Annotated in this window: 8 protein-coding genes; 3 read left to right on the forward strand and 5 right to left on the reverse strand. The window is 60.6% G+C overall.

The genetic code is table 11. From position 1 onward, the window contains the following. Positions 1 to 43 precede the first annotated feature (43 nt). Genes AC19YR_RS08125 through AC19YR_RS08135 form a run of 3 tightly spaced genes read right to left on the reverse strand, consistent with a single transcriptional unit; the run spans position 44 to position 6,853 of the window. Positions 44 to 1,180, reverse strand: coding sequence for a T6SS immunity protein Tli4 family protein (locus AC19YR_RS08125; protein WP_095111245.1), 1,137 nt, complete (start codon positions 1,178 to 1,180; stop codon positions 44 to 46). Further along, positions 1,177 to 3,681, reverse strand: a complete 2,505-nt coding sequence (locus AC19YR_RS08130; RefSeq protein WP_095111246.1) for a phospholipase D-like domain-containing protein — start codon at positions 3,679 to 3,681, stop codon at positions 1,177 to 1,179. The genes AC19YR_RS08125 and AC19YR_RS08130 overlap by 4 nt, the downstream gene beginning before the upstream one ends. A gap of 1 nt (position 3,682) precedes the next feature. Next, entirely contained in the window at positions 3,683 to 6,853 is a 3,171-nt protein-coding gene (locus AC19YR_RS08135; protein ID WP_500597914.1) for a type VI secretion system Vgr family protein, read from the reverse strand. A 382-nt stretch (positions 6,854 to 7,235) separates the two neighbouring features. Between AC19YR_RS08135 and AC19YR_RS08140 the strand changes: the two genes are divergently transcribed. From AC19YR_RS08140 to AC19YR_RS08150, 3 genes are all read left to right on the forward strand, one after another. Further along, positions 7,236 to 7,676: a c-type cytochrome gene (locus AC19YR_RS08140; RefSeq protein WP_095110796.1), complete on the forward strand. Its 441-nt coding sequence runs from the start codon at positions 7,236 to 7,238 to the stop codon at positions 7,674 to 7,676. Between the two features lie 3 nt (positions 7,677 to 7,679). Then, positions 7,680 to 9,107, forward strand: coding sequence for a cbb3-type cytochrome c oxidase subunit I (locus AC19YR_RS08145; protein WP_095110795.1), 1,428 nt, complete (start codon positions 7,680 to 7,682; stop codon positions 9,105 to 9,107). A 192-nt stretch (positions 9,108 to 9,299) separates the two neighbouring features. Continuing rightward, positions 9,300 to 11,141: a nitric oxide reductase activation protein NorD gene (locus AC19YR_RS08150; RefSeq protein WP_500597916.1), complete on the forward strand. Its 1,842-nt coding sequence runs from the start codon at positions 9,300 to 9,302 to the stop codon at positions 11,139 to 11,141. A gap of 118 nt (positions 11,142 to 11,259) precedes the next feature. Here the strand turns inward: AC19YR_RS08150 and AC19YR_RS08155 are convergent, their stop codons facing one another. Next, the gene (locus tag AC19YR_RS08155; RefSeq protein ID WP_095110793.1) at positions 11,260 to 11,451 is read right to left on the reverse strand and encodes a protein DnrP; all 192 of its coding nucleotides are present in this window, start codon (positions 11,449 to 11,451) and stop codon (positions 11,260 to 11,262) included. A 5-nt stretch (positions 11,452 to 11,456) separates the two neighbouring features. Next, on the reverse strand, positions 11,457 to 12,140 hold the full coding sequence (locus AC19YR_RS08160; protein ID WP_095110792.1) for a Crp/Fnr family transcriptional regulator: 684 nt from the start codon (positions 12,138 to 12,140) through the stop codon (positions 11,457 to 11,459). Between the last annotated feature and the right edge of the window lie 67 nt (positions 12,141 to 12,207).

Below are 12,207 nucleotides of genomic sequence, written 5' to 3' on the forward strand. Positions count from 1 at the left end.
GTTGGATACCCCTGATATCAAGCCGCACGCCGTCGATTCTCACTTAACGGCGCTTGATTGACGCGGCGATGGTGTCGGCCATTGTGTGGAGTTCGTCCCTGCCAATAGACGGTTTGCCATCGGGACCATATTTGGACTCTTGCAGCACGTAGAGCAGCAGGCTAGGTGTGTCTTCCTTGGCATTGGGGTCGCCTTGAACATAGGCGACGTAGCCGTAGTCCACTGGGAGCGGCGGGCATTTAGCTAGAATCTGTTCTTCGGCGTAATAACTATTCTTAGTGCAGACATCATCTGGATCGTATGTAGCGGGATTGGGTCGTGTTATTTCGACGAAACTTGATCGACCTTTATAGCCGGCAATACGGACTAAAGGAAAACGAGGAAAGCCTGTGGCTTGTAGCTTTTCTGTACGCCAATTAAAACCCCACTCCCAGATGTAACGAATTTCCTCGATGGCGGTGGGGTTCTCCTTTCGGACAAAACCTCCCCGAGAAGCACTTTTATCCATTAATAGCACGGTCACGTCAGGATGATCTTTCAAGCGCATGGCGCTGGAAATCACTCGATCTTGAGGGGTGTCGCTTTTAATAAAGCCATAGGGTATGCACACGCCTTTTTCATTGGGGATTTCGTAAAGGGCGCGGGGGCGAAAGTTTTTAGCAAAATTGTCATAGTCTTTAGTTACCGAAACCTCATCTCGCCTATCAAGGGTTTCATAGGTGTAGCGGCGGCCAGAATAATAACTTGAAGCCTCAATTTTCATTCTGTCCGAGTTTCCGTGCTTGGCTAAAAATGAGGTTTCATCAGGAAAGCTATATGAAAACTTTCCAGCTTTGGGGTTGCCTTTATTGTCTGATCGATACTTCTCCAGCCTGTCAACTTCGGCTTGTCGGGTTTTTAAATAAAATTCTTTTTCATCTTCATAATAGACGCCAATACCCCCCCCGTAAGTTGTTGTTGCGTAAAAAACACGCTGGAGCATTTTTGTACGGAAGTTATATTTTTTATCCCTATCATGATAATGCAGCAGCGCAAGTTCTACATCGCCAGGAACGCTAATCTGAAAGTTTCCGATGCATTCGGTCTTCCATTGCTCTGGCACATTGATTTTCTGTGCGTAAGCGAGTGAGGTGCATACGTTCAGCAGAATGAATAATGATGACCGAGTAATAAAATTCATCCACGATATTCCTGTTTTTTGATAGATGCCGAAGCCAATTTCTTTTCTTGCGTAGAATGGTCAATAGACCCCTCTAACGGGGGCTCGACTTTTTCAGCATGGGTCATCAATGCATTATGGAAACGCATATTATTATCTTCGCCCTTTGTCCAGGTCACAGGGTAAGTTGCAATAAATGCGCGTATCTCACTGAGGCGAGAGACAGAGGCGATGTTATGTTGTGGTGATTTCCAGAACGAAGCCTCAAATGGCATCTGATGTTTTTTTATATGCTCTAGAGCAGTCGTTCCTGGAGAGTTATATTTTGATGTGGTATCAATCACCGGCCAGATAGAGGCTGGACGGGCAATAGGCGCGTCCTCTGTTTCGCCTGGGTTCTCCTTCGGCTCATTAGGCTGATGATTTCGAGGAATATATTTAAATACGGCTTCATAGTGCTCAGCATTGCGCTTGGCTATATCCTGAATCGCCTTCCAACAGTCCGGATGCCCTGGTCTATCGATCATGCCCCGCAACGCTTCAGCCGGGCGTACACCACTGCTTAACCCAAATAGCTTGCTCCATACACCTTTGCGCAGTTCATGGGCCAACTTGCGGGTCGGTTGCGGGCGCCCATTACCTAAAAAGTCTTTATGCTCCACGTCCGTGTCCATGACTAACACGGCCAGTTCCGAATCACGCTCGCCCACTAGGCTGCGGTCGTTGATATTGGCACTGCCGACCAACGCATAACGGTCATCGACGATCATCATTTTGCTGTGCACATAAATCTGTTCGGTGACATAGCGATCACCTAACTGTGCCCAATTGCGCAGGTTAAGCAGGGTTACAAACTCGAAGCACGCCTCGTCGCTGGGATTGGTGACATTACGAAATGACTGTGCCAATTCCACCACCCCTACTAGCCCCCTATCCCACGCGGCCGCTTGCTGCTCCAGGGTGATTTGCCCACTGGCGCGCAAATCCCGCACTTTGATGTACCAACGAATCCCGTTGAGCAGGCTTTGCGTGCCGAACGCGATGCTTTGCTGGGTCCAATGCACCTGAGTGACGATGGCCGGGTTATCCAGCCCTCCGCCCTCAGGGTGCACGGGGAGCACGATGTACACGTGGAACGGATTACCCGTGAATACTGCACAGCCAATGCGTTGGATCAGGCGCGTGCATATCTTGTTCTGTGGTAAGGCCGCCGCATCGCCCGGCATCCACCGGGTTGCCGCCGGCCCATTACCGGCGGCGTTGGCGATGCTGATCGCAGGCTCGGTTCGGGTAGTTTCCCCTTCCTCACCAAAGGCACTGACAAAAAACTGCTGCTCGATATAGATGTAATGCTTGGCCTTTTCGATCAGCAACTCCATGGCGCGAAGAATGTCGTCCTGCGGTTTCAATACCTGTTCATTGGTTTCGTTTTTCAACATCGCTTTTGGCGCACTGCGTAACACTTGTACGCAGCAGGTTCCAACGTGTGGGAAATGCGCAGGAGCAGGCGGTACAGGCAAAACGGGCAGCGGCCCCCGCGTGAGAGTTGCCGCTTCGGGCCCCTGGGTTCGGCGATGCCTGGTTTGGTTTTCTTCCGTGCGTTTGCTGTTCCAGCGCAAGACGAAGTTTCGCGCCAAGTCGGACACCGCCGGGCCTTCGATGCGCAGATGAATATCCTGCCAAGGCATACGCGGCTGGCACTTGGGGTCCAGGGAGGCCACGCTTGCGGTCAATTTGCTTCCAAGCTTTTCCGCGACGGGCGTGTCTTCTGCGTAGGGCGTTTGGTAAGCCCCTGCCTTGATCTTCGCCTGCACCCCATCGCCGGGGCTGGAGTTTGTGATCGGCTTCCAGTAGTCAGGTAACTCATCCGGATTGACCAAGATGTCGGCCGCCAATTCACCCAATTGCGGAACGCAGCCGTTGTAGCGGTTCATACCCTGGCGGCCATCGCTGTCGGCGCGCAGGTCAAAACAGTCATCGTCGTAACGGCCATAGGCCAGATCCAGGCCGCCAACGAAGGCCACGCGCTGGTCGATCACCACCTGTTTCTGATGGTGGCTGTAGAACGCGCGAGCCTTGTCTGCCATTGATTTTGCCAGGGTGACAAACACCCGCATCGCTTTGACTTCGCGGTTGATGTGCTGCAACACGTTGCGGGTTTGCTCGTCGTAGGTTTGTACCGGTGCGCTGTCGTCCCAGGGCATGACATAAATCATCACGCCGCGCTGAGCTGCGGCCAGAAGGCAGTCATACAGGCGTACATCGGGGGCCAACTGGGCGTCCCAGTTCACCTGCCACCCAGCAATACAGATGCTTTGCTTGGCATTGGCAAATTCGTCGATCAGCTCGGCAAAGTAGTCTTTACCGGTGAAGTAGGGTTTGACGGCATTGCCTCTGGTGGCCTCTGAAAACGCTGATCGCACCCAGACCTCATCTGTGGCGAAAGCTTTAAGGGCATTGCCTTCACTGTCGACTATTTGGCAAACGGTGCGAGGGACTAATCCACTGTCGGGGATGGTCATTTCATTGCTCCTTGAGTTTGTTCAGTAGGGCTTCGCCGCTGTTGACCTGCATTTCTCGGCGGGCGGCCTGGATGTGGTCAACGTCCGTTCCATTCCCCCCGGTACGGACGCTGTCGCTCATATAGCCATTGGCATCCAGGCCTTTAAGCAGCTTTTGATGCTCGGACCATTTGCCCTTGTCTGCCTCCATGACCACTTCTCGCGCCTGATCGCCAAAGACCAGCCAGTAGTCATTGGGGGCCTGGTCGTAAGCCAGTTTTAGCGCCTGCTCCTGTTCGGCAGATAGGTTGAGCTTTCCGTCGGCGTCGCTATTGCCTTCTAGCAGTGACTCTTGACTCAAAAGCGCAGTCGATTGACTGCTTGCCCTGACAATCCGCCACGCAAATGCGCCAAGGGCCGTGGCATCAGGCCCCGGCACATCCATCAGCCGCAAATCAAATGTGGCCGCGACCTCGGGCAGTGGGTTGCGCGGGAATGGGGGCAGGGGGAAGTACTGCTGTATCGGGCCGTTGAATCGGCGTTTGCCGGCATACACCTTGATGCTGCCCGGGCAGGCGAAGGTGATGTTGCCGCCTTCCAGGGTCAGGCTGGCGCCGCCCTCCACGGCCAGGTGCAGGGTGGTGCCGGCGGCCATTTGTGCCGCTGCCTCGATCGAGATGATCTTCAGGTCGTTTTGGGCGCTGAGGTGGATGTCGCTCTGTTGCGCCTGGATGTCCACCGCCCCGGCGCTGGCGATCAGGGCCAGGCCGATGCCGTCGGCCTGTTGCGCGCCGGCCAGGGCGCCGATGGCTTGGCCGCTGTGCAGGCGCAGGGTTTGGCCGGTGGCCAGGTGGGTGTCGGCGCCGCTGCCCAGGGTGAGGGTTTGCGCGGCGGTCCATTGCAGTGATTGGCCGGCGATTTTGGCGATGCTGTCGCGGGCGCTGAGGGTGAGCAAGGGGTCGGCGCTGTGGGGGATGGGGTGGTGGCTGTCGCGCTTTAAGGCGTCGGCGCTGGCCTGGGCGAGTTGCTCGCCGGTGACGGTGGCGCTGAGGCTGGTGTGCAGGGCCTGGAGCGGTGCTTGGTCGGCGATCAGCGCGCTGAGTTGGGCCTGGTGTACGCCGCGGTGGCTGGCCAGGGGCACGGTGTGGTGGATCTGCGCGGCCAGGTCGAAGCGTGCGGCGAGGTCGCGTTGTTGTTGCAGCAGCGCTTGCGCGGCGCTGGCATCGCCTGCCGGGGTGTGCGGCTCGATGGCGTAGGTGCTGAGCAGCAAGCCTTTGGCGGCGCGCACCGCCCCGTAGGCGTCGGTGCGCAGTTCAAACCCCTGCCCGCGAAAACTGCCCCGGTAGTTGCCGGCCTGGTGGATCAGGTGGCCGAGGTTGAGTTGGCTGTGGGCTTGGGTGGTGGCCATCTGGATGCGGCCTTGTTGGTCGCTGTCGTCGAAGACCAGTTGGTTATGGCCTTGGCCATCGAAGCCTTGGGTCTTGAAGCCCGACAGCGCCGCCGCGTTGCGGTGCTGTGTTTCACCGCCGCCACCGCCGTGCCACGCCGGGCTGTTGCCCCCGGCGAGGTTGGCTTCGGCGCTGGGGCGTTGGTCGTTGGCTTTGGCATACACCGCCAGGTTGCTTTGCCCGGGGGCGCCGCCCGGTGTGGGGGCCACGCCGCCTTCGCCGCGGCCGTTGTACAGGGCCTTGAAAATGATCGGCCGGTCGATGTCGCCGTTGATGAAATGCACCAGCACTTCCTGGCCGATACGGGGCAAGAACTGCGCGCCGAACCCCTGGCCCGCCAAGGCTTGGCCGACCCGCACCCAGCAGGCGCCACGGTCGTCTTCGGCTTGCCAATGGAAGCGCACCCGCACCCGACCCATGGCATCGCAGTGCAAGGGGCTGCCGCTGCCCGCCGTGGTTTGCCCGTCGGCGCCGACGACGATGGCCGTTTGTGGGCCGTGGGCGGTGGCCACCGGGTTGAGGCGCTGGCCGGTGCCATCGGCCAGGGTCGGGCGCCACGGTTGGTTGTGCCCCACGGCGTTGAACTGCTGGGCAAAGCCGCTGCGCTGGGCTTCGGCCAGCACCTGGGGGTCGAGGTGGTCGAGTTGCAGGCGGGTTGCTAGGTCGGCATCCAACAGCGCTGCGCCGCTTTCCAGGTTGTTGATGCCGTAACTGTGCACCTGGGTGAAGAGGAAGTGCTCCTGCCCGCGCAGGTGCGCCGTGTGGACCCAAGGCGCGTGCAACAGCTCAAAGCGTGTTCCGGCGCGGGCACTGCGCACGTTGGCGCGGCCGTGCCAGAAGGACTTATCGACCTGCAGGGCCTCGCTGTGCAAACGCACGTAATGCTCGGCCTCGCTCAGGGTGGCAAAGGCGTAATCGCCCACCGGGTCGTAGCTTTCCAGGCCCTCGCGCTCGGGGCCGACGGGGCGCGAGGCGCTGATGGCCTGGCGGGTTTTGTAGTCGCTGCTTAGCAGGGTGATGCGCCGGTGGCTCAGGCGATGGAGCTGGCCCATGAACTGCACGGTGTCTTGCTCCTCCACCGCGTCGGTGCGCTGGTAGCGCAGGCCGGTGGCGCTGGCCGAGGTGAGGTCTTCAGGCAGCCCAGGGCTCTGGCCAAAGATGACCAGGCAGTGGCCGGCCGGTGCTTGTGGGTCCTCGACAAAGCAATAGCCCAGGCCCTCTTCGGCCAGTAGCCGCTGCACAAAGTCGAAATCGGTTTCGCGGTACTGCGCGCAGTAACTGCGCGGGCGCACGTGGCTCAGTAACTGGTCGGCGTCGCGGGTGAAACGCCAACGGGCGTAGGCCTCATAACCGGCGAAGACCTGGCTGACGATCTGCTGCACGGTGCTGTCTTGGAACACCCGGGAGCGAAAGCTCTGGCTCAACACCCAGAGCCAGGGCACCAGGGTCAGGTGGTAGCGGGTCAGGGAACCGTCGCTGCCCAGGCGGGCGACACGGCTGAGCAAACCGCTGCGTCGGCTGTGGCTGCCATCGGCCAGGGCCGTGAGCAAGGTAATGGGCGCACCGAGCATCGCCTCGAGGGGCAGGCGATGCTCGGCGCTCAGGGCCAGCACGTCCCAGCGGTACAGCTCGGAAAGCGCCTCGCGGCCGGCCCAGCGCTCAACGTGCAGGGGGGCCATGGACGTGGGCGTTTGCAGGGAATACAGGCGTGTTTGATCGCTGATGAGCGGGGCAGTGGGGTTCATGGGTGTGAAATCCAAACCAGGCATAAGGTTGCGAAATTCGCAGTTCAGCCAGTCGGCCATAACCCGCCAAAGAGGCTAACAGCGTTGGGATGTGAAGCGCGCCAGGCAGCGGGGCGCGGCGGCATTGTGCCTAGTTGCGGGGGAGGATTGAGGGGGGGTGGAGCGTTTAAATATGAGGCCTACATAAATTAGAGAAACGCCCTACGCAAACGTGCACGTTAATGGGCCCGCGCGCATTGCAACGTAAAAAATATCCACCCGACCAAGACTCGCCTGCCGGCCAATACCCGAGCAAAACCATCGGCATTTCTTGATCGCCATCAAGCTGTTTCCCACCCTGCGGTTTCTAGAATGGTCACGCCAAGCAATAGAGGAAGCGACCATGTCAGAGACCTTCACCAAAGGCATGGCCAGGAATATCTACTTTGGGGGAAGCGTGTTCTTTTTCCTCATTTTTCTGGCCTTGACCTATCACACGGAACAGACCTTCCCGGTGCGCAGCAACCAGGCGCAGTTGAGCGAGTCGGTCATACGGGGCAAGGGCGTTTGGGAGCGCAATAACTGCGTCGGTTGTCACACGCTGCTGGGCGAGGGCGCCTACTTTGCGCCGGAGCTGGGCAATGTGTTCACCCGCCGTGGCGGCGATGAGGCGTTCAAGCCGTTCCTGCACGCCTGGATGAAAATGCAGCCGCTGGGCGTACCCGGGCGGCGGGCGATGCCGCAATTCAATCTCAGCGATCAGGAGGTGGATGACATTGCCGAGTTCCTCAAGTGGAGCTCGAACATCAATACCAACGGCTGGCCGCCCAATAAGGAGGGCTGAGAGATGAGCATTGCCAATCCACATCTGAAATTCGCCTCGCAAGCCGTGGCCAAACCTTACTTCGTGTTTGCTCTGATCCTGTTCCTGGGCCAGGTGCTGTTCGGTTTAATCATGGGCCTGCAATACGTGGTGGGTGACTTTCTGTTCCCGTTGATCCCCTTCAACGTGGCGCGGATGGTGCACACCAACCTGCTGATCGTCTGGCTGCTGTTCGGCTTCATGGGCGCGGCTTACTACCTGATACCGGAGGAGGCTGACCGTGAACTGCACAGCCCGAAACTGGCGCTCGTGCTGTTTTGGGTGTTCGCCGTGGCGGGGGTGTTGACGATCCTGGGTTACCTGTCGGTGCCCTATGCCACGTTGGCGCGGATCACCGGTAACGACCTGCTGCCGACCATGGGGCGTGAGTTCCTAGAGCAGCCAACCATCACCAAGATGGGCATCGTGGTCGTCGCCCTGGGCTTTCTCTACAACATCGGCATGACCCTGCTCAAGGGCCGCAAGACCACCGTGAGCATGGTCATGCTCACCGGCCTGATCGGCCTGGCGGTGTTCTTCCTGTTCTCCTTCTACAACCCGGAAAACCTGGCCCGCGACAAGTTCTACTGGTGGTGGGTGGTGCACCTTTGGGTGGAAGGCGTGTGGGAACTCATCATGGGCGCGATGCTGGCCTTCGTGCTTATCAAGATCACTGGCGTAGACCGCGAAGTGGTGGAGAAGTGGCTGTACGTGATTATCGCCATGGCCCTGATTACCGGGATCATTGGCACCGGTCACCACTTCTTCTGGATTGGCGCGCCCGAGGTCTGGCTGTGGGTCGGTTCGATCTTCTCGGCGATGGAGCCACTGCCGTTCCTGGCCATGGTGATTTTCGCCTTCAGCATGGTTCGCAACCGGCGCCGCGAGCACCCCAACCGCGCCGCCACGTTGTGGGCCAAGGGCACCACGGTCACGGCGTTCTTCGGCGCTGGCGTATGGGGTTTCCTGCACACCCTCGCACCGGTCAACTACTACACCCACGGCACCCAACTGACGGCGGCCCACGGCCACCTGGCGTTCTACGGTGCCTACGCGATGATTGTGATGACGCTTATCAGCTACGCCATGCCTCGCTTGCGCGGCCTCGGTGAAGCACCGGATGCCCGCTCGCAGACCTGGGAAATCCGTGGTTTCTGGCTGATGACCCTGTCGATGGTGATGATTACCTTGTTCCTCACCGCTGCTGGTGTAGTGCAAGTGTGGCTGCAACGCTGGCAGGCCGATGGTGTGGCCCTGCCATTCATGGCCACCATGGATCACCTGGCGCTGCTGTTCTGGGCGCGGCTGGTCAGCGGCATCGGCTTCCTGCTCGGCCTGCTGTGCTACCTGTACAGCTTCAAGCGCCGCGGCGCGGAAGTGAGGCAGCCCCATGCGGCGGTGAGCCGGGCATAAGGAGAAAGTGAGGGGCTGTGTGTGGATGTGGCTGTGGGAGCGGGCAAGCCCGCTCCCACACAAGCCTGCTCCCCTACGCCTGTGCTTTCACAAAAGCCCGTTCACCGACAGTGATCCATCCAATCCCCAAGGAGGGCGGCCCGGCAGGTACTGCGGGCCGTTTTACTTTCCACCCCGGCCGAGGACAGTGCCATGGCATTTACCGTTGAACTGGAAGAGTGGGTCGGTAGCGTTTGGCACCGCTTTATCACCCGCCGTGCCAGCCCGGACTTCCCCGAGGCGCGGGTCGAATTGCTTGAGCGCCAGCGTGCGCTGGCGTTGCTGTTCCGGGCCACGGGCGGGGCCAGTGGCATGAGCGTGGAGGCCGCCAGCGAGCGCGACCTGCTGCTGCGCCGCAGCTTGCTGCAACAGGTCGCCGGCACCTGCAAGAGCGTGCCCCTGGCCTGGCGCGACGACAACAGCCTGCGCCTGCCGGCGAGCCTGGCGGTGTTCCCCGACGCCACCCTCAACCAGGACCTGTACCGTTGGCTCGCACTGTTGGCCGCCGAGGCCGGGCCGATGCGCCATTGGGGCCGCGACAACCAGCGCTGGACCTGTCACCTGTTGCAGCGCTACCCGGCCATGGCGCCACGCTACCGGCGCCTGGTGGACGCCCATCTGGCGCTGCGCCCCGACCCGGCCACCCTGGGCCCCGGCGAAGCGGCCCTGGAACGGGCCCTGTGCCAGGCCCTGCGCGAGCCCGGCAGTGTCGAGCAGTTCCCGCGTAGCGAACGGGCGGCTTGGCCGCTGCCGCTGTGGCTGTACCCGCCGCAGCAACTGGGCAGCCCTCAGGCGGCGGACCTGGACGATGAATCCGAAGAAACCCTGGCCACCCGCCCCGGCGAGCAGAAAAGCGGGCGCAAGCGCGCCACCCGGGTGGACGAAAACCGTCGTGACGGCGGCTTTTTGGTGGTGCGCCTGGAGAACCTGTTCAGTTGGACCGAGCACGTCGACCTCGATCGCTGGTCCGACGACAGCGACGACCCGGATGCCAGCAAAGTCGCCGATGACCTCGATGAGCTGACCCTGTCCCGCCAGCGCGTGCGCAAGGGCGGCGGCTTGAAGCTGCACCTGGATCTGCCACCGGCCGATGTGGACGACATTCCCCTGGGCGAGGGCATTAAGTTGCCGGAGTGGGACTACCGCCGCCAATGCCTGCAACCGGACTTCGTCAACCTGCAAATGCTCCTGCCCCGCGACGACGAAGCGCGGCCCTTGCCGCCCCGCCTGCACGCCCCGGCGCAGCGTTTGCGGCGCCAATTCGAGCACCTGCGCAACGACCGCCAATGGCTGCGCCAACAACCCCAGGGTTCAGAGCTGGACCTGCCGGCGTGGCTGGATTTTCACGTGGAGCGCCAGCACGGCCAGTGCGCCGAGCGCGGTTTGTTCCTGGAGCAGCGCCACACCCAACGCGACCTGGCCTGCCTGCTGTTGGCGGACCTGTCGATGTCTACCGACGCCCACCTCAATGACCAGCACCGGGTCATCGATGTGGTGCGCGACAGCCTGTTGCTGTTCGGCGAAACCCTGGCGGTGCTGGGGGATGATTTCGCTCTGTACGGCTTCTCGTCCCTGCGTCGCCAGCAAGTGCGCATGCAGCAACTCAAGTCATTCACCCAGCGTTACGACGACCACACCCGGGGCCGTATCCAAGGCCTCAAGCCTGGTTACTACACACGCATGGGCGCGGCGATTCGCCAGGCCAGCGAACTGCTCAAGGGCCGTAAGCGCCGGCGCAAACTGCTGTTGTTGCTCACTGATGGCAAGCCCAACGACCTGGATCTGTACGAAGGCCGCTACGGTGTCGAAGACACCCGCCAGGCTGTGCTTGAAGCGCGGCGCCTGGGCCTGACGCCGTTTTGCATCACCATCGACCAAAAGGCCGGCGACTACCTGCCGTACATGTTCGGTGCCAATGGCTACACCCTGATCCACCAACCCGAACAACTGCCCCTGCGGTTGGTGCAGCTGTACCGGCAACTGACCCAACCGTGAGGGATGACGGTGTGCAGCTGGGAGCACACCGCTCCCACCGGGATATTTCCGGGTTTACGAGATCCGGGTAAGCCAAAACTCCACACTGGGTTCACTGGCTGTTGGCGCAGCCGCAGGCTCAATAAATGCTGCGCGGCAACCAGAAGAACATGCTCACGCAGAACAGGGTCAGGCCCAGGCAGAACCACATGAAGCGCCGCTGGCGGTCTTCGCTGGCCTGTTCGGCGCGGGCGGGCAGGGGCATGCCGCATTCGTCGCAATCGCTGGCGGCGGCGGGGTTGGTGTGTTGGCAATACAGGCAACGGCGCATGGGGGTTACTCGAACTGTTCCAGGCGCAGGCGATCGAGAACGCTGATCTGCCGGCCTTCCTGGGTGATGATGTTTTCGTCGATCAGCCGGCGGATGATCCGCGAGAAGGTTTCGGGCTGGATCGACAGGTGCCCGGCGATCAACTGTTTGGCCATCGGTAGCTCGAAGCGGTTGCCCGGGGTGGGCAGGCGCATCAGTTGGGTCAGCAGGTAGCGCACCACGCGGTGGGTGGCGTTTTTCAGCGACAGGGTTTCGATCTCGTTGACCCGCTGGTGCAGGCGCACACACAACTTGCCCAGCAGGGCGAACGTCAGGCGGCTGTTGCTTTGCAGCAGACGCATGTAGGTGGCGTTGGATACCCGGTACAACTGGGTCGGGCACACGGCTTCGGCCGAGGCCACGTAGTTGGGTGTGTCCATCAGCATCATGGCCTCGGCGAAGGTCTGGCGGTCGCCCACCACCTCGAAGACCTTTTCCTGGCCGTCGGGGGTGAGGCGGTAGATCTTCACCGCACCGGCGATCACAAAGTAAAACGCCTCGGCCGGCTCGCCCTGGCGGAACAGCGGTTCACCCTTGTCGACACTGAGCAACTGGCTGGTGCTCATCAACTCGTCGAGCTGCTCCTCGTTCAACGGCTCGAACAGGTGATGGCTGCGCAAAATCTGATGATGGACACGATGTAGCACCATGGGGATTGATCCTGAAAGTGAAGGGCGGGTCAGAGCAGCCCGAGGGACAGGCTGCTGGCCAGGGCCA

Source organism: Pseudomonas sp. MF08817, assembly GCF_059862705.1.